This is a genomic window from Pyxidicoccus sp. MSG2 (assembly GCF_026626705.1).
In the GTDB taxonomy this organism is placed as follows: Bacteria; Myxococcota; Myxococcia; order Myxococcales; family Myxococcaceae; genus Myxococcus.
Genome location: NZ_JAPNKC010000001.1, coordinates 2,227,174 through 2,253,213, shown reverse-complemented (window position 1 = coordinate 2,253,213; position 26,040 = coordinate 2,227,174). Strand labels below are relative to the sequence as shown.

14 protein-coding genes are annotated in these 26,040 nt (G+C 71.8%); 7 read left to right on the top strand and 7 right to left on the bottom strand.

Annotated features, from left to right (window positions below; translation table 11 throughout):
- Positions 1–85 precede the first annotated feature (85 nt).
- From OV427_RS07950 to OV427_RS07935, 4 genes are all read left to right on the top strand, one after another.
- Complete coding sequence (locus OV427_RS07950) at positions 86–5,098, top strand: hypothetical protein (protein ID WP_267855503.1); 5,013 nt, start codon at positions 86–88, stop codon at positions 5,096–5,098.
- Positions 5,099–5,259: 161 nt separating this feature from the next.
- Positions 5,260–12,531, top strand: coding sequence for a carboxypeptidase regulatory-like domain-containing protein (locus tag OV427_RS07945; protein WP_267855502.1), 7,272 nt, complete (start codon positions 5,260–5,262; stop codon positions 12,529–12,531).
- 87 nt (positions 12,532–12,618) lie between these two features.
- Complete coding sequence (locus OV427_RS07940) at positions 12,619–15,834, top strand: transglutaminase domain-containing protein (protein ID WP_267855501.1); 3,216 nt, start codon at positions 12,619–12,621, stop codon at positions 15,832–15,834.
- Positions 15,834–16,424 carry a DUF6714 family protein gene (locus tag OV427_RS07935; protein ID WP_267855500.1) on the top strand — a complete coding sequence of 197 codons (591 nt, stop codon included), beginning with the start codon at positions 15,834–15,836 and terminating at the stop codon, positions 16,422–16,424. The genes OV427_RS07940 and OV427_RS07935 overlap by 1 nt, the downstream gene beginning before the upstream one ends.
- 43 nt (positions 16,425–16,467) lie before the next feature.
- Here OV427_RS07935 and OV427_RS07930 read toward each other — a convergent pair whose 3' ends face one another.
- The 5 genes from OV427_RS07930 to OV427_RS07910 all read right to left on the bottom strand — a co-directional run bounded on the left by OV427_RS07930 (position 16,468) and on the right by OV427_RS07910 (position 19,506).
- Positions 16,468–16,839: a hypothetical protein gene (locus OV427_RS07930; protein WP_267855499.1), complete on the bottom strand. Its 372-nt coding sequence runs from the start codon at positions 16,837–16,839 to the stop codon at positions 16,468–16,470.
- Positions 16,836–17,072 (bottom strand): hypothetical protein, encoded by a 237-nt coding sequence (locus OV427_RS07925; protein WP_267855498.1) that lies wholly within the window; start codon positions 17,070–17,072, stop codon positions 16,836–16,838. Before OV427_RS07925 ends, OV427_RS07930 begins: the two co-directional genes overlap by 4 nt.
- 5 nt (positions 17,073–17,077) lie before the next feature.
- Positions 17,078–17,947: a hypothetical protein gene (locus tag OV427_RS07920; RefSeq protein WP_267855497.1), complete on the bottom strand. Its 870-nt coding sequence runs from the start codon at positions 17,945–17,947 to the stop codon at positions 17,078–17,080.
- A 144-nt stretch (positions 17,948–18,091) separates the two neighbouring features.
- The gene (locus tag OV427_RS07915; protein WP_267855496.1) at positions 18,092–18,871 is read right to left on the bottom strand and encodes an alpha/beta fold hydrolase; all 780 of its coding nucleotides are present in this window, start codon (positions 18,869–18,871) and stop codon (positions 18,092–18,094) included.
- Between the two features lie 158 nt (positions 18,872–19,029).
- The gene (locus OV427_RS07910; protein WP_267855495.1) at positions 19,030–19,506 is read right to left on the bottom strand and encodes an FBP domain-containing protein; all 477 of its coding nucleotides are present in this window, start codon (positions 19,504–19,506) and stop codon (positions 19,030–19,032) included.
- A 211-nt stretch (positions 19,507–19,717) separates the two neighbouring features.
- Between OV427_RS07910 and OV427_RS07905 the strand changes: the two genes are divergently transcribed.
- Genes OV427_RS07905 through OV427_RS07895 form a run of 3 tightly spaced genes read left to right on the top strand, consistent with a single transcriptional unit; the run spans position 19,718 to position 22,832 of the window.
- Complete coding sequence (locus tag OV427_RS07905; RefSeq protein WP_267855494.1) at positions 19,718–21,289, top strand: flavin-containing monooxygenase; 1,572 nt, start codon at positions 19,718–19,720, stop codon at positions 21,287–21,289.
- A complete protein-coding gene (locus OV427_RS07900; RefSeq protein ID WP_267855493.1) occupies positions 21,286–22,131 on the top strand; it encodes an SDR family NAD(P)-dependent oxidoreductase in 846 nt (281 codons plus the stop codon). Before OV427_RS07905 ends, OV427_RS07900 begins: the two co-directional genes overlap by 4 nt.
- Entirely contained in the window at positions 22,128–22,832 is a 705-nt protein-coding gene (locus OV427_RS07895) for a QsdR family transcriptional regulator (protein ID WP_267855492.1), read from the top strand. The genes OV427_RS07900 and OV427_RS07895 overlap by 4 nt, the downstream gene beginning before the upstream one ends.
- A gap of 14 nt (positions 22,833–22,846) precedes the next feature.
- On the opposite strand, the gene OV427_RS07890 is transcribed toward OV427_RS07895, so the two are convergent.
- Together OV427_RS07890 and OV427_RS07885 are read right to left on the bottom strand one after the other, a co-directional pair.
- Entirely contained in the window at positions 22,847–24,160 is a 1,314-nt protein-coding gene (locus OV427_RS07890) for an APC family permease (RefSeq protein WP_267855491.1), read from the bottom strand.
- A 49-nt stretch (positions 24,161–24,209) separates the two neighbouring features.
- Entirely contained in the window at positions 24,210–25,880 is a 1,671-nt protein-coding gene (locus tag OV427_RS07885; protein WP_267855490.1) for a hybrid sensor histidine kinase/response regulator, read from the bottom strand.
- Positions 25,881–26,040: the final 160 nt, after the last annotated feature.

The following is a 26,040-nucleotide window of genomic DNA, read 5'->3' as shown; positions in this document are numbered from 1 at the left end:
CTCGCTCGCCGGGCGCGCCCTGGTGGCCCTGGAGACAGGGGGCCCTGGCAGAACCCAGGTGCTCAGGGGCTATGCTGGGGCCATCATGATTTGCCCAGCCTGTGCGCGTCTCCGCGCCGATGAAGCCGGCGACGCGTGCCCGGAGTGCGGCTCCGCGCTCGTCCCCGTCACGGAGCCCCACCTCGAAGCGCTCGTTCAGACGACGGTGCGGCGCCACATCGCGCGCTGGCGCTCCGATGGGCTCGTGGATGGCGTGACGGCCGGTCAGTTGGAGGCGTCACTCTCCGCCACGCTGCATGAGGAGGCGACCAGGCCGCCGGAGCCCGTGCGGCCCGAGCCGGTGCCCTCCGCCACCCGCGTGGAGGCCTGGGCGGATGACGTCGCGGACTCGCTGCGCCAGGCGGCGGGATGGCGCCCGGGCTGGGGCGCGGCGCTCGCGCACAACCTGGAGGAGGCCGCGAAGGCGGAGCGCGAGCTGAAGGCCCGGCAGCGCGCGGCGGCCCGGCGTGGCCATGCCTCGGACGGCGACTCCAGTGAGGAGGACCTCGGCTCGGCGCTGGGCTCGGGACAGGCGCTCTTCGCGCACGGGCACACCGGCGGGTTGGGCGGCGGGCTGGAGGCGGTGGTGGCGCTGGATGACGGCGGGCCCTCGAGCACGCCGCGCCTCAACGAGTACATCTGGTGGTTCCTCGGCGCGGTGCTGGTGCTCGGCGGCTCGCTCATGGGCGTGCGCGAGGCGTGGCGGGCGCTGGGCGGGGTGCCCCGGCAGCTCCTCGTCACGGGCGCGCTCTTCGGCTACCACGCGGCCTTCATCGGACTGGGGGTGTTCCTCTCGCGGCGCTCGCTGTCGGCGGGGCGCGTGCTGGCGGGCATCGGCCTCGCGCTGCTGCCGGTGGTGTTCGTCGCGCTGTCCGCGCTGGTGGCGCTGTCGCCGCTCATCGGCGTACCCGTCGCGCTCGGCGTCGCGGGCGTCGGGCTCGTTCCGCTGAGGGCGGCGGGGCGGCTGCTGCATGGAGCGTCGGCGGCCTCGCTCGCGGTGGCGCTGTGGCCGTCGCTGCTGGCGGGGTTGCCGTTGATGGGCTTCGAGGAGGAGCCCTGGCTGCGCGCGCTCTGCGCGTCGGCGGGTGTGGTGGCCCTGGGGGCGACGGCCTGGCGCGCGCGGGCGGCGAGGCCGGGGATGGACTCGCTCGTCAGCGCGGGGGCGGCGCTCTACGGGGCGCTCTGCCTGGCCCTCTTCTGCGTGGCCAGTGCGCCCGGCGGCTTCGACGCGCTGGAGCCGGGCGGTGCCCTGTTCGCGGGTATGACGCTGTGGGCGGTGGCGCTCGCCACGGTGGTGGCGGCGGCGGCGACTTCCGACGCCGTGCGGGACGCGTTTCCCCGCGCGGGCCCGGTGGTGGAGACGCTGGCGCACGCGGTGGTGGCCAGCGGTGCGCTCGCGGGGGCCCTCGGTGCGTTCTCCGTGTCGTCGGTGGGGGACGTCCAGGTGGACCTGGGCTCGGCGCTCGCGCCCGCGCTGGCCGCCGGGGTCTTCTTCCTGCTGGAGCCGCGGCGCCGGGCGCTGGTGCACCCGTTCGTCATGGCGGCGATGCTGACCGGCGCGCTGCTCGCGCGTACGCAGGCGCCCTGGGATTCGGCCTGGTGGGCCTTCGGTGTCGCGGCGGTGTCCTCGGGGCTGCTGCCCCTGGCGCGGGTGACGGAGTCCCACGGGACGCGCATCCGCCTGCTGACGTGGGGCATCGTCGGCTCGCTGCTGTCGATGCCCGTCGTCATGGGTGCGGCGTGGGGCTGGAGCTCGGGAAGCCTGTGGCCCCAGGTACTGACGGGGGCGGCCATCGCGGTGGCGGCCCACGGGACGGGAGGCTGGCGCTGGCGGGGGCTGCACTACCTGGGCGGCGTGGCCGCGCTGTTCGGTGCGCTCACGTACGTCTCGGGTACGCCATGGCTCGCCGCGAGCGCGACGAACCTGGCCGTCCTCTCGCTGGCAGGTGCGCTCTATGGCCTCGTGGGGCTCCTGCACGGCGCGTGGGCGCACCCCGAAGGCCATGCCAATGCGCTGCGGCCCCTGGATGACCTGTCGCTGGCAATGGCGTCGCTCAGCCTGTCGCTGGCCATCGGCGTCTCGCCGGTGCTGCCCGAGGTGCTGGCTCCGTTCCTGGACCAATGGGATGGCCGGCTGAGCTGCGTGCCCACGGCGCTGGCGTCGGCGTTGCTGTTGCTGCGCGCGAGGAGGGACGGCAGCCGGCTGGTCGCCTTCCTCGCGGCGTCGGGGCTGTCACTCACCGTGGCGCAGTTCCTGGGCACCGTCTCCGCTCCCGGCACCGCGTGGGCCGCCCTTGTCTCCGCGTCCGTGGGGCTCGGCTTCGCGGCCTTCGCGGCGCTGCGCCGTCCCGTCCCGACCGCGCCCCTGGATGGGACGCCGCCGCTCCGAATCAAGGGCCGCATGCTGCTGGGCTTCCTCCCGCTGCCGTTCGGCGCGCGGGGGCTGCAGCTCTTCACGGACGGATTCGCCGCCGCCGTGTTCGTGCAGGTCGTGGCCACCACGCTCGCGCTCTTCAACTGGCTGTCCACGCCGGGCGACGTGGAGCGGTCTCAGGTGCTGCTCGCGGGTGGGTTGCTCACGCTCACCGCGCTGGTGGCCTTCGTGTCGCGCGGCTTCGTGACGTGGCGCCTGCGCGGCTCGGTCTTCACGCTGGCGGCGGGCGGAGGCTTCATCGCGCTCACGGCGGTTATCAACCGCGCGGGTCGGCCGCTTCCGCCCGACGTATCCGCGTGGCGCCTGCCGCTCATCGGCATCGCGCTGTGGGGCCTCGCGCTGGCGACGCGGCGCTTCGGGCCCGCGCTCGGGCGACTGCTGGAGAACCCGTCGCACGGCCGGGACTACCACGCCGTGCCCCACCTGGGCGTGGCCGCGCTGGTGCTGGTCCTCGTCAAGAGCGCCGTGGCCGTCGGCATGCCGGACCCCTCGCGCGCGCTCGGCGTGGTGCCGCCGCTGCTGCTGCTGGGCGCGGCGCTGTTGTCGCTGCTGCTGGCGTTCTCCTTCCGCTCGGTGTCCATCGCGCAGCTGGGGTTCCTGCTGGGCGTGCCCGGTGCCGCGCTCCTGGCCGCGCGGCAGGGCCTGCTCGGGCCGTCCCTGGTCTCGCTGCTTCCTCCTGATGGGCAGTGGGTACACGCCGCGGCAGTGCTCGCGTCCGCCACGGCGCTGGACTGGCTCCAGCCCGAGGCGTGGCTCGTGGCGGGGGACACGCTCTTCCTCCTCTGGCAGCGCGCGTTCGCGGGCATCGCCGCCGCGGGGCTCGTGTACGCCGCGGCGGTATTCGGAGTGCGGCACGAGCCCTTGCGCCAGGCGCTGCGCGGATGGGCCGTCATCGCGGTGGGGCTCGTCTGCGCCGCCGCGTTCTTCCAGCCGGGGCTGACGGCGGCGGGGCTCGCCTTCGCCACGGGCGCGGTGCTCTTCGCGGGCGGGGCTCGACAGCAGGGCCGTGGAGTTCTCGGGGTCGGCATCTTCCTGCTCGTGCACGCAACAGCGCACCTCGTGCCCGTCCTGGAGGCGTGGCCGGGCCCCGTGCTCGCGCTGGTGGGGCTGGCGGTGGTGGTGCTGGGCCCCTGGGTGGCAAGGCGGCGGGGCGTAGACCCGAGCGTGACGCGCGTGCGCGCGCACCAGGCCGCGCTGGGCTACCTCGTGCTCGCGATGGTGTACGCGGTGGCAGTGAGGGGAGAGACGTCGCCCGTGCTGGCCATGCCCACCCTGCTGTGGAGGATGCTGTTGGGGCTGGGCGGCTCGTGGATGGTCTCCTTCGCGGTGCCCGTGACGCTGGCCCTCTTCGCCACCTCGCTGCTCGTGGCGGCGTTCCAGTGGAAGGGGGCCTTCGCCGGGTTCGTCGCCTGGGTGGGGTCCGCCGTGGCGGGCAGCGCCGTGGTCTCCGGGCTCATGGCCACCCTCGTCATTCTCGCGAGCCTCGGTGGCGTGGGGCTGGTGGGGTACGGGACGCTCTTCACGACGCACGGTGCGGCGCTGGCCATGGCTGTCGCGGCGAGTGCGCTCGCGCTGCACCTGGCCCGGTGGGTGACGCAGCGGAGCCGGGAGGACGTGTCGGCCGGCCTGGGGTGGGGGCGCGACGGGTGGCTGGTGGTGGTGGGCGGGCTGCTCGCGCTCGTCGCCACGAGTGGCCGCGCCTCCGAGGACGTGCTGGTGCTGGCCATCGCCGCCATTGGCCTGTCGGTCCTCGTGTCGCTGCACGCCGCGTGGCGCGAGCACACGGGCCGCCACGTATACTTCGTGCAGGTGTCGGTGGTGGGCGTCTACGCGCTGGTGCGGAGCCTGTACGCGGACGGCCTGCGTCCCGAGCACGACGCACTCTTCGCGCTGGCGTTGGGCTTCGTGCTGGTGGGAGTGACGGTGCTCGCGCGGCGGGCAGGCGTGCGCCCGGTGGAGGCGGCGACGCGGCGCTTCGCGGCGCTGCTGCCCATCGGCGTGGCGCTGGTGCTGCCCGGGGATGCGACGCAGGAGGCGGCGCTGCTCGCGGGCGGCTCGGGCCTGCTGTACGCGGCGCTGGGCGCGGTGGAGCGCAGCCGGATGTTCGGCGCCTTCGCGGCGGCGGCCTGCAACCTGGCGCTGCTCATCGCGGCGCTCGCGTACGGGCTGGAGGGGCTGGAGGTGTACCTGGCGCCACTCGGGTTGATGCTGTTGATGCTGAGCCAGTTGTTCACGTCGAGTCTGCCGCAGGCGGCCCGCAACGCGGTGCGTGTCGTGGGCGGGCTGCTGCTGTACGTGCCCGCGGCGGCGAAGCTCGCGATGCGGGTGGGCGAGTCGGCGGATGGGACGTATGCGCTTGTCTTCGGCGGCGTCTGCCTGCTGGGTGTGGCGGTGGGAATGGTGTTGCAGATTCGCGCCTATCTCGCGCTGGGCACGCTCTTCCTCACGCTGGACGTGGCGGCCAACCTGCTCGACGCGGGCTTGAGGGACCACCGCATCGGCTTCCTGGTGATGACGCTCACCGGGCTCACCATCGTCAGCGCGCGGGTGCTGGCCACCCTGAAGCGTCAGGAGTGGGAGCTGATGGTGCGGCGCGTGCGAGTGCAGCTCCGGGGCTGGGATTGAGCTGACGCCCCGCGGTGGCGGGGAGTATCTCGGATGACCCTGACATTCTCGTGCGGTGAGAACACAAAGGTGCATTGACCGTGCAATTGCAGATGTGAGACATAGGGCGCGCCTTGGGGACGGATTGTCTTTCTCCGTCTTCATCAGGGGGAGGCCTGTCCATGCACGTTGGGGTCGCTAGGGCCGCGCTGCGCGCGAGCCGTTTCCGTTTCGCGGTGCTGGCGCTGTTGTTCTCGTCGGTGGCCCACGCGGCTCCCGGGATGGACTGGCTGGTCGCGCAGCAGGATGTGGACGGCAGCTATGGCTCGAGCGCGGACTCGCTCGCCACGCGCCCGCAGGCCACGTCTGAAGTGCTGCGTGCGCAGCTCGCGTTGAACCAGGAGCTGTCGCTGAGCTTCGAGCCGGCACTCGCCTGGCTCAACGCGCACTCCGAAATCAACACCGAGTTCCTCGCGCGCAAGGTCACCGTCAACGCCCTGGCGGGGCGCATGGCGACGGTGTTCGCCACGCGGCTGCTCACGCACCAGAACGCGGACGGCGGCTTCGGCCACCGGCCGGGGTTCGACTCGAGCGTCACGGACACCGTGCTCGCCGTGGAGGCACTGGGGGCGGCCAACTACGGCTCCATGCCGCAGGTGGGCCGGGCGGTGGCGTTCCTCCTGGCGCGCCAGCAGGGCAACGGCGGCTGGGCGGAAGGGGCGAATGACGCCTCGGTGTTGCTGAGCGCGGCGAGCCTGCGCGCCCTGTGGCCGTACCGCTCGACGTGGCAGGGCGTGGCGGCGGCGCTCACCCGCGCGCAGGGCTTCCTGGTGTCCCGCACCGAGGCGGACGCGCTCTGGGGCGAGGACTTCGTGAGCGCCCAGGTGCTCCTGGCCCTGGTGCCCGCGGCCACGGACCTGTCCGGACTGAGCGCCAGCGCCACGGCGCTCCAGGGCCGTCAGCTCCCCGATGACAGCTGGTCCCGGGATACGTACACCACCGCCCTGGTGCTCCAGGCGCTGCGCGCGTACGAGGCGCGGAGCAGCGGCGGGACGCCCGCGCCCACCGGCTCTGTTTCCGGTTACGTGGTGCGCGCGAACAGCACCGAGCCCGTCGCCGGTGCCACCGTCAGCGTGAACGAGTCGTCCGAGCTCGCGGTGCTCACCAACTCGGAAGGGTACTTCGTCATCCCGGGCCTGCCCGCGGGCGGCTACACGCTCACCGCCAGCCGGGCCGGCTTCACGTCGGCCAGCGTGGCCGTGGGCGTCCAGGCGAACCAGGTCACCCTCGCGGGCCGGCTGGTGCTGGACGTGGCGGCGCAGACGGGCCTCGTGCGGGGCCGGGTGCTGGACTCCACCACGGCGCAGGCGCTCGCCTCCGTCCAGGTGAGCCTGGAGGGCACCGCGCAACGCTCGGTGCTGACCAACAACGCGGGTGACTTCGACTTCGGCGCGCTGGCGCCGGGCCTCTACGCCATCCGTTTCCAGAAGAGCGGGTACCGCACCCTCTCCGGCACCGTGACGGTGACGGCGGGAGATACGGTGTCCACGCAGCTCGCCATGACTCCGGAGAGCACGCCCGTCGACGACTCGGACGGCCTCGTGTCGGGCCGCGTGGTGGATGGGAAGACGGGGCAGCCGCTCGCCGGCGCCGTCATCGCGCTGGGCTCCGGCCTGAGCGCCACCACCGGCGCGGACGGCACCTTCAGCATCGCCGCCGTGCCGCGCGGCAGCTACTCGGGCACGGTGGGCGCCGCCGGCTACCAGGGGCTGAACTTCAGCCTGATGTTCGGGCCGGGCTGCATCGGCGACATGGGCACGCTGACGCTGTTCCCCGAGGCGGCCACGCCGTCGCCCACCCAGCTCACGTTGCGCGGCTCGGTGGTCGACGGCGTGAATGGCGCGCCCGTGAGCAACGCCACCGTCCGGTTGGTGGAGACGGGGGCGAGTGTCACCACCGCCGCGGACGGGCGCTTCGTGCTGTCCGGCATCACCCTCAAGGACTTCGGTCTCGCGGTGAGTGCCGCGGGCTATGCGCCGGCCAGCTACACGATGAAGGTGGGCGCGTTCGGCGAGGCGGTGGTGGAGCTCAAGCTCTCCCCGCCCGGCAGCAGCGCCACCACGAGCAACCTCTCCGGTCTGGTGTCGGACGCCGACACGGGGGCGCCCCTGGCCGGCGCCCAGGTCTCCGTCGAAGGTACGGAGCTGTCCATCACCACCGGCGCGGACGGCAGCTACACCCTGGCGGGCATCGAGTCGCTGGAGTTCACCGTGAAGGTGTCAGCGGTGGGCTACGGCGCGCAGGCGCACGGCATCAAGCTGGCCTCGCACGGCAGCTACACGTTCAGCCCCGTGCTGGTGCCGGTGGCGGGGGACAGCTTCCAGATTGTCTCCCTGGACGCCACGCAGCCGGAGGCGGGTGCGGACGGCACGGTGTCCTTCACCGCCCGCATCGCCAGCCTGCTGGACGCGCCGAAGTCCGCGCTGGTGCTGGGCGAAATCCAGGACGCCACGGGCACGGGCGTGGCGTTGGTCCGCCCCTTCATCGAGGGCACCACCACCCCGGGCACTGAGTTCTCGTTCGCCGCGGACGAGGTGAAGACGCTCACCATCCCCTGGAATACGGCGCAGTTCTCCCCGGGCGTGTACCGGCTGGTGCTGCGCGTGGTGGAGCCCGGCACCGTCAGCCGGGCCCTGCCGACGGGCGAAGTGCTCGCGGAGAACAGCGCCGCCGCGCGCGTGAAGGCCACGCAGGCCATCAGCGGCGCGATGAACATCAACCCGCCGCTCACCCAGGCGGGCCTGCCCACGCCGGTGTCCTTCACCGTGCTGGTGCGCAACGCGGGCAACGTGCCGCTGGCGGCGGGCGCCTACGCGCTCACCGTCGTGCACCCGGACTCGGGCGAGACGCTGTTCACCGCCCAGGCGAACGCGGGCGCCCTCGCGGTGGGGGAGCTGGCCACGGTGTTCCTGGGCACGTGGACGCCGCTGCAGGCCGGCAACCTCCAGGTGCGCGTGCGGCCGGTGACGGCGGGCGTGGCCGGTGAGGTGACGGACCGCCTGTACGTGGGCGACAAGGCGACGGGCAGCTTCACGGTGAGCCGCACCGTGGTGCCCGAGGGCAACCAGACGGTGCGCGGCAAGGTCGCCATGCAGGGCGTGGACACCGCCCAGGGCGGCAGCACGGACCCGCTGTTCGCCTTCGTGAAGGAGTCCGTCCGCCGCGGCGGCGTCTTCACGGCGCCGGAGGCCGTGAGCTGGCATCGGGTGAACCGGTGCCTGGGCTGCCACATCCAGACGCAGAGCCTGCTCGGCCTCTCCAGCTCCTTCGACAAGGCGCCGGTGGACCGCCAGGCCGCGACGTTCCTCTACAACAGCATCTCCAGCAGCCAATGGTCGGACGGCGGGCTGCGCATCTCCCACCCGGAGTTCCAGCGCACGCAGACCACCCTGGGCCTGTGGTCGCTCTCCGCGTGGCCGGACATCGCCGGCACCTTCCGCACCAAGCTGAACGCGGCGAAGTACCTCCAGGCGCGGCGGTACTCCAGCGGTGACCAGACGTGGTGGTCCCCGGACTACGCCACGGGCTGGTGGAACACGGACGTGAGCCACACCGCGCTGACGGTGAAGGGCTACGCCAACGTCCTCAAGGACGCGACGCGGCCCGAAGTCGCGGACGTGAAGGACTACTCGCTCGCCACGGTGGGCGCGGCGGGCAGCATGAACAGCTCGGAGGACCTCGCGGCCGCGCCGGACGGCACCCTGTACGTGCTGCGGAACTTCGGGGCCATCGACCGGCTGGACCGCGCCACGGCGCAGGCGACCCGCGTCGTGTCGAACCTGCCCTCGCCGACGTATGGCCTGGCCGTCGCCGCGGACGGCACCTTCTTCGTCGCCCGTCCCTCCAACCCCACCGTCGTCATCGTCCGGCCGGACGGGACGCGGCAGGACGTGAATGCGGGGGGCTACCTCATCGACGGGGCCCTGGGGCCGGACGGCTGGTTCTACGCGACGGACTACTACAGCCACCGCGTGCTGCGCGTGTCGCCCACGGGGCAGGTGGAGACGTTCGCGAGCGGCGGGCTCATCTACTACCCGTACAGCGTGGTGTTCGACGCGGACGGCAACCTGCTGGTGTCCAACCAGTGGGGCTACAGCATCGCCAAGGTGGCGCCGGACCGCACCGTCTCCGTCTTCGCGGACGGCCTCGCGTACCCGCCGATGCGGATGACGCGGGCGGCGGACGGCAGCCTGTACGTGCTGGTGGCCCAGTCCTACTCGGAGGGCCTGCTTCGGGTACGCCCGGACGGCAGCACCGAGCGCCTCTTCGAGATGGGCAGCCTGCGCGCCGTCGCGGCGGCGGGGGACCAGGTGTTCGTGAGCTACGCGGGGGACAACACGCTGAAGGAGGTGCGGCGCGTGGCGCTGGACACCTCTTCCCTGGCGACCCTGCGCGCGGAGCTTCCCCGCGCGGTGCGCTACCTGCTCGCGAGCTACCAGGACAACAACAGCGACAACACCGTGCTCGCGCTGCGGTTGTTGGGGCTCGCCGAGGCCCGTCCCTGGGTGGATGACAGCACGCTCAAGGCCCGCATCGACACGGCCGTCACCTACCAGGCGGACCTGCTGCGCGCGCGCCAGCGCACGGACGGCGGCTGGGGCCGCTACGTGGGCTATGGCAGTGACCCGCTGATTACCGCCATGGTGGGCATCGCGCTCGAATACACGGACCCGTCGCCCACGGACCCGCAGATTCGCAAGGCCATCCAGTACCTGCTGGCCACGCAGCGCGCGGACGGCTCCTGGGACAACTACAACAACGGCCTGAGCACCCGGCTGGCGTCCACCAGCTTCGTCATGGTCTTCATGCCCAAGGCGCTGGAGCGGCTGGGCGGCATCGACGTGGACCTGCGCGTGGACCTGCCGGGCAACGTGACGCTGTCCAACCCCACGCTGGCGCCCACCACGGTGCAGCCGGGCCCGAGCGGCGTGACGGCCTACACCTGGCGACTGCTGGGCGTGACGGGCGCGGGCCGCGAGGTGGAGTTCGACCTGTCGCTGCACGGCCTGGCGCTGGACGAGCAGCGCCCGGTGGCGACGCGCGCCTTCCTGGAGTTCGACAACTCGTTCCTGGAGGAGAAGGTCCAGGTTCCGCTGGAGGTGCCCGTGGTGCGGGCCGCCAGTGGCATGACGCTGGCCGTGGCGACGGATTCGCTGACGTACCCGGCGGCCGCGCCGGTCGCCATCCAGAGCACGGTGACGAACACCGGGCCCACGCCCGCCACGGGCCAGGTGGTGCTGGCCATCCACGCGGTCGGGAGCATGGAGCCGCTGGTGGAGCTGCCGCCGCTGCCGGTGGACACGCTGTCGCCGGGCGCCTCGCGCACGCTGCCGGCGGGTTGGAATACCGGCTCCACCCTGGCCGGGGAGTACGAGGTGCGGGCCCGGCTGCTGGACGCCTTCGGACGGGTGCTCGCCCGGGGCGTGGCGCCGCTGCGCATCAGCGCGCCCTCGGCCACCGCCACCACGGCCGTCACCACGGACAAGGCTGTGTATGGCGCCTGGGACTCGGTGCGCATCACCGGTCGCGTGGGCAATGCCGCGTCCAATGCGCTGCTCGCGCCCTCGAAGGCGGAGCTGACGGTGCGCACGCCGGGCGGCGCCACGCTGCTCACCGCCACGCGCGACGTGCGCCAGCTCATGCCCCGCGCACTGGTGGATTTGCCCTTCCCGCTCTCCCTGGCCGACGCGGCCAGCGGCACGTACTCCGTTACGCTGGTGCTGCGTGATGCGCTGTCGCGCGCCGTCCTGAGCACGAGCACCACCACGTTCCAGGTGGAGCGCCGCGTGCTCGCGGGGGTGTCGGGCTCGGTGAGCGTGGCCCTGCCCAAGGTGTACGTGGGCGACTCCAACACCTGCACGGACACGGCGCGGAGCGCCTCCGGCGACGCGGTGCCCGGCGTCGTGCTGGTGCGCCAGCTGGTGGACGTGGTCGCCGGCGCGGTGTTGAGCGAGGTGCGGGAGACGGTGGACCTGGCGGCCGGGGTGCCCAACGTGCGCTCGCGCGGCATCTCCACGCAGGGCCTGGCGACGGGCGACTACGCCTGCGTCCTCCGGGCGGAGCTGCCCGGCGAGTCGCGTGCCCTGGGCTTCGCGAGCTTCCAGGTGGAGACGCCTCCCATCCGGTTCGGCGCGACGCTGAGCCAGGGCGGCAGGGGCCGGCTGCTCGTGCTGCTGGACGCACCCGTCGTGGAGAGCGGCCATGACAACGACCCGAACGGGCCCGTTGGCGCGCCGGGTCTCGTTGCCCAGAAGGCGTTCCTGAAGGCGCTGTTGGACGGCGCCGGCTGGTCCTACGACATCGTCGAGTGGCAGAAGACCTTCGCCGTGCAGCTGCGCACCGGTGGCTACGGCGCCTACGTGCTGCTCACGGAGTTCTTCACGCTGGACCCGCTCATCCAGAAGGAGCTGCGCGAGGCCGTGTTCCGCGGAGAGGGCCTCCTGGTGGCGGGCGACTACGACTCGCGCCACAAGACGGTGCATGACGCCCTGGGGGTGCGCTACGTGAGCAAGGTCAACGGGGCCTCGCGCGTGGTGCTGGACGCCCCCGGCTTCCCGCTGCTGAGCGGCGAGCTGGCGGTGCTCGCGGGCGAGAAGCCGCTGCTCATCGAGCGGCGCGGCGCGCAGAGCCTGGGCACCTTCCGCCTGGCGAGCGGCTACCCCGCGCCGGCCACGCCGCTGGACGCGGTGACGCTGAACGCATACGGCCTGGGCGAGTCCGGCTTCGCGGGCATGGACCTGTTGGCCATCGCCACCCGCGACGGGCAGACGAGCCTGGCCGCGGACGTCCTCCGCGCGCTGCTGGAGCGCGTGCACCCGATGCCTCCGCCCACCGGTGGGCGCGCCGTGGTGCCGGTGCAACTGGACGTGGAGAACCTCGGCATGGCGGTCCCCATCACCGCCACGGTGGCGATGCCTCCCGGTGTGGAGCTGGTGGACCCGGGGACGGGGCAGGTCGTGGACGGGCAGCTCACCTTCGCCTTCCCGCTGGAGGTGGGCGGGACGAAGCAGGTGCGCTTCTGGGTGCGGCTGCCGAGGGCGCCGGAGCCGGTGGACTTCACCGCGGTGGTGAAGGGCGGGCCCACGGGCTCGGTGTCGATGAACGCCACGCTCCGCGTGCAGGTCACGGCTCCGGACACGCTCACCCACATCCAGGCGAAGCTGCTGGCGCTGGCGAAGGCGGGCCATCCGAAGGCCACCGCGCTGAAGTCCGCCGCCAACTCCGTCGGACAGGCCGCCGCGGACGAGGCGGAGTGGCCGGTCCTCGCCTGCGAGTCCGCGGTCAAGGCGGCGGACGCGTTGCTGGGCATCACGGACCCGTCGGTCACCGAGCTGCGCGTGGCGCTCGGCGTCTGGCTGCGGCAGGCGACGCAGGACCTGCCGCCGCCGTTCTGAGTCGGTCTCGTCGCGACTGGAACCACAGGCCAACCAAGTCATGGATTGATGTCCCCTTCGGGGGACATGAGGGGGCAGGAATCCGTCATGCAGGCACCTCTTGAAGCAGCGCCCCACCGTCCCAACGGATGGATGCAGGGCATCTCGGTAACGGTCACGGTGGCGATGGTCGTCCTCTCGCTCCAGCCCATGGCCGCGGCGGCACAGCCGGCCATGCGCCTGGCGGCGGCGCGGGCGCAGCGCCTGGCTCACGGCGCGGTGCCGTCGGGCCCGGCCGCGCCGGTGCCCTTCCTGTCGCCCCTCGCGTCCCCGGGCGCGGGGGCCAACCGGTGCGAGGTCGACGCGCTGAAGCGGCCCGTGCCCACGGCGGAGGAGCAATACGGCCAGCGGCTCGTCGCGGTGGCGGAGCGCGCGAAGCTGGCGCGGCCCGTGGCTCGCGGCGTGCGGCCGGGAGCGCAGGACGTGAAGGCGCTCCGAACGCAGCTGGCGGAGGCGGTGTCGTCGGGGGCGGCGGTGGAGTCCTCGTTCCAGGCCGCCGAGCGCGAGCTGAAGGCGCAGAAGCTGCCGCCCGTGGTGCTGGAGCGGCACCGGGCGGCGCTGAAGCAGGCCCGGGCCCGGCAGGCGCAGCTCCAGCAGTTGTCGGCGCGGCTGGCCCGCGCGGATGACGCGAACCAGCCGGCGGAGCGCGCCGCGGCGGTGGAGCAGGTGGCCGCCTTCTTCGAGAAGAACCCACAGGGCCGCATGCATCAGCGGGCCCGGCTGGACAAGCTGCCCTTCCGCGCCCCCGACGCGACGGTGCGCGAGCCGGCCACCACCCCCGAGGCCTTCCCCGCGTCGCTGGCCGGGACGGAGGATGCGGGGCGCCGCGCGGCGGGCGCTCTCGGCAGGTCAGCGGGTGCCGACGCCCAGGCCTCGCTGGCGGTGCCGGTGCCCCCGGAGGCGCTGGCGGCGACGGAGGACGTGCAGCTCACCCAGCCCATCCGCGACCTCGCGGCCAGCCTGAACAACAACCCGGTGGAGATCTACAACTGGGTCCGCAACAACATCCAGTGGGTGCCCAGCTACGGTTCGCTCCAGGGCAGCGACCTGACGCTGCTGAACCGGCGGGGCAATGCCTTCGACACGTCGAGTCTACTGATTGCCCTGTACCGGGCCGCCGGCATCCCCGCGCGCTACGTCTACGGCACCATCGAGGTGCCGGCCAGCCAGGTGATGAACTGGGTGGGCGGCGTCACGCGGCCGGAGGCGGCGCAGCAGCTCATGGGGCAGGGCGGCATCCCCAACGTCGCGCTGGCCCAGGGCGGCGCCATCCGGAGCATCCGGATGGAGCACGTGTGGGTGGAGGCGCTGGTGGACTTCGTGCCCTCGCGCGGCGCCATCAACAAGGAGCCGGACTCCTGGGTGGCGATGGATGCGTCCTTCAAACAGTACACGTTCACCACGCCGGTGGACCTGAAGGCGGCGGTCCCCGTCGGGGTGGACGCGGCGGCGGCGCAAATCATGGCGACGGCGACGGAGGACCTGCAGACGGGCTCCTTCACCGGCCTGGACCAGGCCGCGTATGACGCGTGGACGCTGAAGATGCGCGCGGACATCGAGTTCCAGTTCGGCACCCAGCGCAGCGTGTCCGAGTTCACCGGCGCGCGCGTCATCATCCCCGAGACGGGCAGCGTGCTGGCCGGGGCGCTCCCCAACCGGGTGGTGGCCCGCACGAACAGCTTCAACCGGTTGCCGGACGGCCTGCGCCACCGCGTGGAGCTCACGCTGTACGCGTCCGCCTTCGACCGGGCCGTGGGGGAGTCCTCGCTCACCTGGACGGTGGACCTGCCCTCGCTGGCGGGCAAGCGGCTGGGCGTGACGTACGCGCCCGCGACGGCGGCGGACGCCGCGGTGCTGGCGAGCTACCGGAGCAGCCCCGGCGACAGCCTGCCGCTGTACCAGATTCACGTGCGCCCGGTGGTGCAGGTGGACGGCGTGGACCAGGCGCAGGGCCCCGCGAGCCCCATGGGCACGGAGCAGACCTGGGAGGCGCGGTTCCTCTCGCCGGGAGACCCGGGCAGCGGGCCGGAGGAGTTCGAGGTGACGGCGGGCGAGGAGATGGTGTTCGGCATCAACGGCCAGGGCGTCACGCAGGAGATGATTCACCGGCGCTTCACCCAGGGGCCCTCGAACACGGCGGCGGAGAACCTGCACACGGTGGCGCTGTACTACTGGGCCCAGTACGACGCGCTGAACGAGGTGGTGGCGTCCACGCGCAACGCGCTGGTGATGCGCATGCCGTCCATCGGCCTGTTCTCCGTGCCGCTGCAGGTGGGCTACTTCTTCGGCATCCCCCGCACCGGCTCGTACGTGTCGCGGCAGATGGATGTGGCGCGCTCGTTGATTGCGGCGGTGGACCGGGCGAACGGGAGCACGACGGAGGTCTTCCGGCTGACGGGCACGTTCGGCTCGCTGCTGGAGGGCAGGACGTTCGACTCGCTCTTCAAGCGGGAGCAGGGCTCGGGCGTGTCGGCGGTGCAGTTGCTGAAGGACGCCAACCAGCAGCAGATTCCCATCTACCGCATCACTTCGGAGAACTACGACGACATCGCCCCGCGGCTGAACCTCCCGGCGGACATCGAGGGGGAGATCTACGACGCGGTGCTGGCAGGCAAGCACGTCATGGTGTCCGAGCGCGCGCCGGTGCACGGCAACTGGAAGGGCGTGGGCTACATCATCGAGGACCCGGACTCGGGGGCGGCCGCCTACCTCATCAACGGCGGTCTGAATGGCGGCTCGGATGACCCGTGCGACCCGGACCGGAAGCGCGAGCCGGTGCGCGTGCCCATCTTCGAAATCATCCTCATCGCCATCATCATCATCGCCATCGTCCTGCTGATTGCCTCCCTGCCGGCCCTGGCTCCCGCGGCGGGAGCGGCGGCGAAGCCCGCGCTGGCGGCACTGCTGCTACTCCTGGGACTGGGGGCGACTCCCGCCTTCGCCGGGCCGTCGCCTTCCTTCCCTGGCAACGGGATGACGCCTCCGGGCGACTGCACCTACGCGCAGCACCTGGCGTTGCAGGCCGTGGTGGACACGGAGTGCCATGGCGCGCCGAGCTGCCGGCCGTACCCCGTGCGCGGAGCCGACTGCGTGGCGTTGCAGGCGGCCAAGGACCGGAACCTGCGGTGTGCACTGGCGCGCAGCGCGGTGAACACCACGTGCTTCCGTGGTGGCAACACGACGCACTACAATGAGGAGGTCATCGCCTACGAGCGCGTGACTGTCTGCGAGTGCCGTCTGGCGACCAACGGGTGCCCCCTCTGATGGTGACACTGGACTCCGCGAAGGTGCAGTTGGCGCTGGCGGAGCTCCAGGGCGCCTTCCCGGACCGGCCCTTTCCGAAGGGCGGGGTCGTGGTCCGGGGGGGCCAGTGGCATGACCCGGCGGGCAAGGCACACCGACACGAAGACCCGGAGGCGGCGGGCGTGTCCCGCTTCTTCGCGGGCGCTCCATGGAAGCGCCTCGCGGGTCCCACCCTGCTCGGGTGGGGCATGGCGGGGGTGGCCCTGCGGCACCTCACGCCGGAGGCGCTCGCGTACTACCTGCCCGCGTACCTCACCGCGTTCCTCACCGAGACCTTGGACCCGGTGTCGTTCGCGGTGCTGGAGTCGGCGGTGTCCGTGCTCACCGCCCCGGAGCCCTCCAGCGGGCCACCGCCGGGCGGCCGGAGCGCCGCGCAGTGGCAGGCCATGGAGCACGAGCGGGCCGGAGGGTTCCAGGCCTTCACCCGTGCGCTGGATGCCGCACAGCGCTCGGCGGTGAGGGCCTTCCTGGAGGCCGTGGAGTCGGTGTTCGAGGAGCCGGGCATGGACAACCCGGTGCGGACCGCGCTGGACCGTTTCTGGGCACACTGACCTGAACGGGCCGCACCGGGGTGCTTTCAGCTGACGGCGGTTGCTACCGCATGGGCGTCTGCGGCACCTGATTCTTCATGACGAGCTGGACCTGGTTGATGGTGTTCACCCAGACCTGCGTCGCGACTTCATCGACGTTGATGTTGTCCTTCATGAGCTTGAACATGAAGTCATTGCCGTTGCGCAGGATGAGGTGGACGCTGTTGCCCTTCCAGAAGCTCTTGTGGACTTCCGCCCGGTCGATGTCCTTGAGGTAGAAGTTGAAGATCAAGGTTCCAAGCTGGTCCTCGGCGAAGATGCGCTTGTTCGTCATCGTCGCCAGGTAGTCCCAGTAGAAGGTCTCGTTCGGTTTGCGTGTCTTGGCGATGGCCTGCTTCTTCACGGCCTCGCCGGGTCCCAGAATCACCTGTGTCATCGGGTCTTCTCCGCTGGGCGGTTGCTCTGGAAGAGGTAGCCGTCCCGGTACAGTTCCGTGTAGCCACACTTCATGCAGGACGCCGCGAAGAACGGGAGCGGCAGGTCCTCCTCGTAGCCCTCATCGGGTTCGATGGTGAACCGGCAGTTGGCCAGGTTGAGGATCACGCCAGGGCAGTTGATGCAGAAGACCGTCTTCTCGTTGTTCTTTGCCGGGTCCGGACGAATGGGCATGTCGCTCAGTCCTCGGTGATCTTGTTGTGGCCGCGCGGCGTCGTCTTGTTGATCTTCTCCCGCGCCTTCTGGTTCTTCATGCGGTCGAGGTCCTGCTCGTGCCACCGCTGACGGTTGGCATCGTCGCGGTCGTAGGCGTCATCGATGACGGCGCCCACCTTGCGGCCGATTTCATTCCCGACCCGGAGGCCCGCGCCGGCGACGGCAATGCCCTTCCCGACCGCGGGATTGACGGTGCCCACCATGGTTCCGACGGCGGCGATGTCGCCCGCGACCTTGTCGAGCTTGTCGTACATCTCGTTCCGGCGCTGCTGGTGGGGGTCCGCCTCGATGCCGGCCATGACGGGCACCTCGAACGGGTCGTTCTCGGCGGTGAAGAACCCGCCGTCCCCCGCGTCCCCCTGCGGCGCCTCCTCGGTGAAGGCCTCCGCCGCCTCGTCGCCACCCGCGAAGTCTCCCTGCTCAGGGAGCGGCGGCAGGCCCATCCGCTCCCGGAGGGCTGGAAGCGAGGGGCCTTCCTCGCTCAGGAAGGAGCGCATCTCGTCCGGCGACCGCTCCGGCGGATGCCGGGGCGGAAGCCTCTGCCCCGGCCGGCGGCCGCGAGGCTCGGGCTCATGCGCGTCCATGGGCTCCCTGGCGGGCTGGGCGGCGCTGAAGGGATCCGCCGTCACGTCGTTGCCCGAGAAGAAGTCGCCGCGGTCCTCCGGAGGCGGCCGGGTGGGAGCCCGGCGGCGACCCTGTGCCCCAGGCTCCGGTTCCACGGTGTAGTAGCGCGGATCATCGGCTCGGTTGGGATTGCGGGCTCCGGCTGGAACCGTCTCGACCGTCGCCTCGCCCTCCCCCTGCGGCATCACATCGTCAAACCAGTTCGACATGTTTCCCCCTCATGGGAAAATTCCCACGTTACTGTCGAAATCCTGATGCAGATGTCGGGAGGGCGTCAAGGTAGGGGTGCGTCAAGGTGGCTTGACGCATCGCGTGACTTCACGTGTCGCTCGTGGTCCGGCGTGAAGGGCCCATCAAGCGGGTAGGGCGGCGTCCTCGCCGAGGAACGCGAGCGCCGTCTGTGCGAAGGCGGCTCGGTGCTCCAGGAAGATGGGGCCATGTCCCCCTCCGGGAACCACCCACAGGCGTGACTGGGGAATGGCGCGGTACAGCTCCAGCCCCAGCTCCACGGGGTAGAGCGGATCACGGTCGCCGTACACGATGAGCGTGGGCGCGGTGATGGTGGCCAGGTACGGCGGCGTGAAGTTCATGTCGTCGTAGCTGTCCGCGAAGCCACGCCCATGTCGCCACAGCGCGCGAATCTGCTCATCCCCCAGCGCGTGCCGCGCGCGCATTTCGGCCCACTCGGCCGGCGTCCGCGTCTCCTCCGTCAGCAGGGCCATGATGCGGCGGGCCTGGGCGGGGTAGTAGGGCGGGCTCGACACGATGACCATCCGCTCCACGCGCGCAGGCACCCGCGTGGCGATGTGCAGGAGCGTGTTGCCACCCAGGCTCAGGCCCACGGCGCGGAAGCGCGAGATGCCCAGGGAGTCCAGCAGCGCGAGCACATCCGTCGCGCACTGGCGCACGGTGAAGGTGTCCTCCGGGTTGTTGCTCCGCCCATGGCCGCGCAGGTCCGGCACGATGAGCTGGTACCGCGCCGCGAGCGCGTCGAGGTCGAAGGCATGCCTCCAGTCCTCGCCCGCGCCGGTGAAGCCGTGCAGCAACACGAGCGGAGGCCCTTCCCCCCACACCCGGTAGTGCAGCTGCATGCCTTCGACGGTGGCCGTGCGCGAGACGGACGGTGCGTTCATGCGTGACTCCTCCGAGCAACCCTGGACGGAACGTCCCGGTCGGGTCAGGGGAGTACGGCAGGCCGCAAGCCGTTGATAGCTTTGTTCTTTCTTGCCAAACTGCTTCGCGGCACGACAGCGGGAGACGCCGCATGAGCGTCCCGCCGCGTGCAACGCGACTACACCGCGGGCTGCGGCGGGGACTCGATGCCGAGCGCCTCGTGTGCGAAGCGGAACATGCGCGCGTTGAGCTGCTCCAGGAACTGGAGCGGGTGGCGTCCGGAGCGGTCCGCCGCGTCCTCCAGCTTCTCCTTGCAGCGCAGGTCATTGCAGAGCGTCACGCCGACGCGGCGCTTGTTGTCCACGTCGGTGGTGAGCATGCCCACCTCGCTGGACGAGCCGTAGCTGTGGCACCACTCGCACATGCGGTAGGTCGGCTCCCCGCCGGGCGGCTCGCGGCGGAAGATGATGCCAATGGGCTTGCGGCTGCCGGGCGCGGAGAAGATGAGGTACACGCGCGCGCCGGACGTCTCCGTCCAGGCGAGGTAGTCCCGGACGAAGAGCGGGAAGGTGATGCCCTCGGGCATCTCGATGACCCGGCGGTCTCGCGAGCGGAAGGACTCGATGAGCGCCCGGTCGTTCTCGAATCGAAACACGGCGACTCCTTGGCGAACGCCTGCACTAACAGGCGCCCCCCACCATATCCACCCGAACCGGCGAAGCAGCCGGGCCTCGCCCCGCCCGAGCCCCCGGCCTCGAGGGAGCCCGGCCACCCGTCGCCCATGCGTCATATTTCCAGTTCGACGCATCCCGCTTCAATGCGCCCTCCTGTAGCATGGGCGCCCCCTGTTCCCCCGGGAGGTTCCAGTGCCCACGCGACGTCCCCCCCACTTCCACATCGCCATCGCGGGAAGTGGCTTCGGCGGCCTCGGCATGGCCATTCGCCTCAAGCAGTCCGGGCTCCAGGACTTCGTCATCTTCGAGCGCTCCCACGACGTGGGTGGCGTCTGGCGTGACAACGCGTACCCGGGCTGCGCGTGCGATGTGCAGTCCCACCTCTACTCGTTCTCCTTCGCGCCCAACCCGGCCTGGTCCCGGGCCTTCTCGCCGCAGGGGGAAATCCAAGCCTACCTGCGCGACTGCGCGGACCGCTTCGGCATCCGGCCGCACGTGCGCTTCCACCACGCCCTCCAGGAGGCCCGGTGGGATGACGCGCAGCAGCGCTGGCATCTCCAGACGTCCGAGGGCCCCTACACCGCGGACGTCTTCATCTCCGCGGTGGGGGGCCTGAGCGAGCCCGCCATTCCCAACCTGCCCGGCCTGGCGCGCTTCCAGGGCAAGGTGATGCACTCGGCGCGGTGGGATTCTGGCTACGCGCTCGCGGGCCGGCGGGTGGCCGTCATCGGTACAGGGGCCTCGGCCATCCAGTTCGTCCCGGCCATCCAACCGCAGGTGGGCCGGCTGCTCCTCTTCCAGCGCACCCCGCCCTGGGTGATGCCCAGGATGGACCGCCCCATCAGCGAGCGGATGCGGCGGCTGTACCAGCGCCTGCCGGGTGCGCAGCGCCTGCTACGCGGCGCCATCTACGCGCTGCGCGAGTTGATGGCGCTCGGCTTCATGCACCCGTGGATTCTGGAGCTGGCCCAGCGGCGCGCGCTCAGGCATCTGGCGCGCTCCGTCCCCGACCCGGTGCTGCGCGCGAAGGTGACGCCGAAGTACACCCTGGGGTGCAAGCGCGTCCTCGTCTCGGATGACTACCTGCCCGTGCTCTCCCAGCCGAATGTCGACATCATCACCGACGGCATCCGCGAGGTGCGCGAGCACGCCATCGTCACGGCGGACGGCACCGAGCACGCCGTGGACGCCATCATCTTCGGCACCGGCTTCCAGGTGACGGACATGCCCATCGCCCGCCACATCCACGGGCGCGACGGGCGCTCGCTGGTGGAGGCGTGGGGCGGCACCATGAAGGCGCACCTGGGCACCACCGTCAGCGGCTTCCCCAACCTCTTCATGCTGCTGGGGCCCAACACGGGGCTGGGCCACACCTCCGTCATCCTGATGATTGAGAGCCAGATTGACCACGTGCTCGGCGCGCTGCGCTACCTGGAGGGCCGGGGCCTGGCCGCGGTGGAGCCCACGCCCGAGGCCCAGGCCGACTTCAACCAGCAGCTCGACACGCGCATGTCCGGGACGGTGTGGATGCGGGGCGGCTGCGTGAGCTGGTACCTGGACGCCACGGGGCGCAACTCCACCCTCTGGCCGGGCTTCACCTTCACCTACCGGCGGCGCGTGGAGCGCTTCGAGCCCTCCGAGTACGTGGCCATCTTTCCGCATCGCCGCGGGCCCGCCGCGCTCCCCGCGCCGTGGCCCCTGCCCGAGCGAGCGTCCCCGGTGTCGATGCGAATCCCCACGCGAGTCACGGAAGGCAGCCCATGAAGACGGTGAAGAACAGAGTCGCCGCGATTACCGGTGCGGGCTCGGGCATTGGCCGGGCGACTGCGGTGCTGCTGGCGCGCAACGGCTGCGACGTCGCGCTGTCCGACGTGAACGAGCAGGGCCTGCGGGAGACGGCGGACCAGTGCCGCACGCACGGCGTGCGCGTGGACGCGGCGCGGGTGGATGTCGCGAAGCGCGAGGCCGTGCATGCCTGGGCGGACGCGGTGGTGCAGACGCTGGGCGCGGTCCACGTCGTCATCAACAACGCGGGCGTCGCCCTGGGCGCCACCATCGAGGACACCCGGTACGAGGACTTCGAGTGGCTGATGAACATCAACTTCTGGGGCGTGGTGTACGGCACCAAGGCCTTCCTCCCGCACCTGCGCGCGGCGGGCGAGGGCCACATCGTCAACGTCTCCAGCGTGTTCGGCCTCATCGGCGTGCCCACGCAGGGCGCGTACAACGCCGCCAAGTTCGCGGTGAAGGGCTTCACCGAGGCGCTGCGCCAGGAGCTGGAGGTGGAGTCCGTCCCCATTGGCGTCACCTGCGTGCACCCCGGCGGCATCAAGACCAACATCGCCCGCAGCGCCCGGGTGACGCACCGCAAGGGCTGGACGGACGAGCGCTCCACCAGCGACTTCGAGAAGTCCTTCTCCACCACGCCGGAGAAGGCCGCCTCGGACATCCTCTCCGCCATCCTCAAGAATCGTCGGCGCCAGCTCATCGGTGGTGACGCCGTCTTCATCGACCTCATGCAGCGGATGTTGCCCACGCTGTACCAGCGCCTGGTGGTGGCGGGGGCCCGGCGCCGGCGGCGCAAGCTGCTGGAGAGCGCCACGTGAAGTCACCCCGCGCGCTCAAGCGCCGCGCCGCGCCCGAGGCTCCGGAGCGTCCGGCCCCGCCGTCCCGCCGCGCGCGCGTGCCCGTCCGGCCCACTCCGCTGGCGCGGCGGCTGGAGGCGCCCTCGAAGGCCACGCCCCAGGACCTCTTCGCCCTGGCGCTGGCCTGGTGGAGGCAGGGCGAGCGCTTCGACATCGGCCGCATGGCGCAGGCGCTGGGCGTCAGCCGCGCCACGGTGTTCCGCTGGGTGGGCAGCCGCGAATTGCTCTACGGCGAGGTCATCTCCTCGCTGTTCGAGGGGGCCCTCGCCGCCGCCCGTCAAGGCGCGCGTGGCGAGGGGCCGGAGCTCATCGCGGACGTCACCCGGCGGCTGTTCGAGTTGCTGGTGACGGACGCGCCGCTGCGCCGCTTCGTCCAGCAGGACGCCGAGTACGCCATGCGCATCCTGATGTCGCGCAGCAGCACGGTGGAGCAGCGCTGCGCCGCGAGCATCCGCGCGTCGCTGGAGGAGGCCGTGAAGCAGGGCCACCTGAGGCCGGTGATGGACCTGGACGCGCTGGCCTACGTCATCATCCGCATCGGCGAGTCCTTCCTCTACCGCGACGCGATTACAGGCGACCCGGTGGACGTGGAGTCCGCCATCACCGCCATCCGGCTCCTCCTCACCGTGGAGAAGCAGGACGTGCGGTGGAAGGGCCGCTGAGAGGCGCCCCGGGCCTACTCCGGTGCCGCCGTCCGAGCGGGGCTGCGCAGCGCGTACAGCGCGCCGCCCACCACGAGGGCAATGGCCCCGGCGATGAGGTTGCGCGGCTGGGCGCTCAAGGCGAAGACGACGCACAGCGAGGCGGCGGCGATGGGCACCACCGGCCCGCCGGGGATTCGGAACGCGCCCGGCTGCTGGGGCAGCTTGCGCCGCAGCACGGGGATGGCCATGGCGGTGCCGAAGTAGGTGGCCAGCCGGGCCACCACCGACAGTGTGGCGAGCACCTCGAACGAGCCGGAGAAGGCCAGCGGCAGGGCAATGGCCGTCTGGGTGAGGATGGCCACCGTCGGCGTGCGGAAGCGCGGGTGCAGGGACGCGAGCGGCGCGGGGCCGAAGCCGTCGCGGGCCAGCGCGTACAGGTAGCGCGGCCCCGCGAGCACCGTGTTGCTGTTGGTGCCCAGGATGGAGAGCACCGCTCCCACCGTCATCAGCAGCCCGCCCCAACCCCCGAGGAAACGCGCGGCCGCGTCCGCCAGCGGCGTCTTCGCGACCACCACGCCCGGCAGCGTGCCCAGCGCCACCCACTGCACCGCGGTGTAGATGAAGGTGACGACGCCAATCTGCACCACCAGCGCGAAGGGCACGTCGCGCTTCGGATTCTTGAACTCGCCCGCGGGCGCGGCCGTGTTCTCGAAGCCCGCGTAGGCGAAGAGGAGCAGCAGCACCGCCGCGCCCAGGCTGCCGTCCGCCTTGGGCACCACGGACGTCGCCTGCTCCCAGGACATGGCGAACAGTCCCACGCCGATGAAGAGCAGCAGCGGCACCGTCTTCGTAATCGCCAGGAAGACGGCCGTGCGCGCCCCGGACTTCACGCCCACGACGTTGATGGCGGTGAGCAACAGCAGCGGCAGGGCGATGGCCAGCCCGCGCCCCACGCCGTCATTCACCTGCGGCAACAGGTAGGCCAGCGCCCGCGCGAAGCCCGCGGAGAGCGACGCCACCGAGGACACGCGGGCCAGCCACGTCATCCACCCCACCTCGAACCCCACCAGGTCGCCGAAGGCCTCGCGCGTGTAGACGTAGGCGCTGCCGGGCCGGTCGAAGTAGCTCGCCGCCTCCGCGAAGCAGAGCACCAGCAGGAAGACGCCCAGCCCCGCGAGGACGATGGCGCCCACGCTCGCCGAGCCGAGGTTCGCCGCCGCCGCCGCGGGCAGCAGGTACACGCCGCTGCCGATGACATCGTTGATGGAGAAGCCCACGATTTCCCAGCGGGAGACCGCGCGCTTCATGCCGAGGTCCGCGGGGGGCGCGGAAGGGGGTGTCGTCATGGCGGGGACGATAGTCCCAAGCTGCCACCCGCTGTACCCGGAATTCCCGTCAGCCAAGAATCGGGCCGAGCGGCAGGGCCACCTCGAAGCAGGCCCCCAGGCCGGGCTGGCTCTCCACGCGGATGGTGCCGCCGTGGGCCTCGACGATTTCGCGGGCGAGGTAGAGGCCCAGGCCCAGGCCGCCGTAGTGGCGCTCGGACACCGCGCGCTCGAACTTGCCGAACAGGCGCGGCAGCGCCTCGGGGGAGATGCCGATGCCCTCGTCCCTCACCGTGAGTCGCGCGCTCCCACCGTCCGCCTCCAGGCGCAGGTGGATGGGCCGGCCCGCGCCGTACTTCACGGCGTTGGCCAGCAGGTGGGAGACGACCTGCTCCATCCGCTGCCGGTCATACGCACCCACCACCGTCCCCGGCGCGTGCAGGTCCAGGCGGCAGCCCGCCTTCGCGCAGTCCGCCTCGAAGGACGCGGCCACCTCGTGCAGCAGGCCGGCGAGGTCCACCGGCTCTCGGTGGATCTCCAGCCGCCCGGCGCTGAACTGGGACACGTCCAGGAGCGCGTCCACGAGCCTTCCGAGCCGCCGCGTCTGCGTGCTCACCGTGTCCAGCACGGAGGCGACCTTGTCCGCGGGGAGCACGCCTCCGGCCGCGGCCTGCGTCTGGCGTTGCAGCGCCTGGACCTTGATGCGGATGGGCGTCAGGGGCGTGCGCAATTCGTGGCTGGCCACCGACAGGAACTCGTCGCGCAGGCGCACCGCCTGCTGCGAGGCCTGGTACAGGCGGGCGTTGTCCACCTCGCGCTTGCGCAGCGCGAGCTCGGCCTCCTTCAGGGGGGTGATGTCCTGGAAGGTCACCACCGCGCAGGCGGGACGCTCACCCAGGGCGGGCACCTGCGCGGTGTCCACCAGCACGGCCCGCTGCCCCCGGGGCGTGCGCGCGAGGAGCTGGAGCCCGGTGATGTTCTCCCCGTGCGCGGCGCGCACGGCGGGGTACTCCGAGGGGGCAAGCTCTCGGCCCGTCAGGTCCACCAGGGCGAAGGCACGCGCGTAGTCGTCCTCCGACATCGCCCGGGGGAAGGTGGCGCCCCAGTACTCGTCGGCCCGGGTGTTGGCGAAGAGGATGCGGGCCGTGTCGCGCTCCACCAGGATGAGGGGCACGGGCAGCCGCTGCAGGACGGACTGGAGCCACTCCTGGTGGGCCACCAGCGTGGCGTTGAGGGCATCCACCCGCTGGCGCTCCGCCTCCGCGCGCCGCAGTGCGTGCGCCTCGCGGGCGCGCAAGTCACACCGCTCCCGCTCCCGCGCCTGCCACAGCTCCAGGAACACGGAGACCTTGGCGGTGAGCTGTTCCGCGAAGAGGGGCTTGTGGAGGAAGTCCACCGCGCCGGCGCGGTAGGCACGCGCGGGCAGCAGCGCGTCCTCCACCGAGCCCGTCATGAAGAGCAGCGGCACGGCCTGGTGGCCCGGCGTCTCGCGGATGCGCCGCGCCGTCTCGAAGCCGTCCCAGGTGCCCGCCAGGTAGACGTCCAGCAGCACCGCCACGAAGTCCTGTCGCTCCACCGCCTGGACGGCCTCCTCGCCCGACGTCACGCACACGAGCGCGACGCCGAGCGGCTGCAGCGCCCGCTGGAGCGCGATGGCATCCGCCGCCGAGTCCTCCACGAGGAGGACCGCGGGACTGGCTCCAGGAGATGTCACGCCGCGCACGTCGACTGCGGCACTCAAGGGGTTCCCTCCAGGTAGGGGGTACAGGAGAGCGGCCTGGTGTCGGACACCGGAGGGGGGCGCTCGTTCCGGCGGCAACATGGGCTCATGTCCCCGGTCATGCCAGTCCCCCTGACGTTCCGCGTGCGGGCGCACATTGCCCGGCGGGGTGGAGTGCCCG

Bases quoted from the DNA above. Each gene is read 5' to 3' on its own strand.
- OV427_RS07950 (WP_267855503.1), top strand. From the start codon at position 86: ATGATTTGCCCAGCCTGTGCGCGTCTCCGCGCCGATGAAGCCGGCGAC.
- OV427_RS07945 (WP_267855502.1), top strand. From the start codon at position 5,260: ATGCACGTTGGGGTCGCTAGGGCCGCGCTGCGCGCGAGCCGTTTCCGT.
- OV427_RS07940 (WP_267855501.1), top strand. From the start codon at position 12,619: ATGCAGGCACCTCTTGAAGCAGCGCCCCACCGTCCCAACGGATGGATG.
- OV427_RS07935 (WP_267855500.1), top strand. From the start codon at position 15,834: ATGGTGACACTGGACTCCGCGAAGGTGCAGTTGGCGCTGGCGGAGCTC.
- OV427_RS07930 (WP_267855499.1), bottom strand. From the start codon at position 16,839: ATGACACAGGTGATTCTGGGACCCGGCGAGGCCGTGAAGAAGCAGGCC.
- OV427_RS07925 (WP_267855498.1), bottom strand. From the start codon at position 17,072: ATGCCCATTCGTCCGGACCCGGCAAAGAACAACGAGAAGACGGTCTTC.
- OV427_RS07920 (WP_267855497.1), bottom strand. From the start codon at position 17,947: ATGTCGAACTGGTTTGACGATGTGATGCCGCAGGGGGAGGGCGAGGCG.
- OV427_RS07915 (WP_267855496.1), bottom strand. From the start codon at position 18,871: ATGAACGCACCGTCCGTCTCGCGCACGGCCACCGTCGAAGGCATGCAG.
- OV427_RS07900 (WP_267855493.1), top strand. From the start codon at position 21,286: ATGAAGACGGTGAAGAACAGAGTCGCCGCGATTACCGGTGCGGGCTCG.
- OV427_RS07890 (WP_267855491.1), bottom strand. From the start codon at position 24,160: ATGACGACACCCCCTTCCGCGCCCCCCGCGGACCTCGGCATGAAGCGC.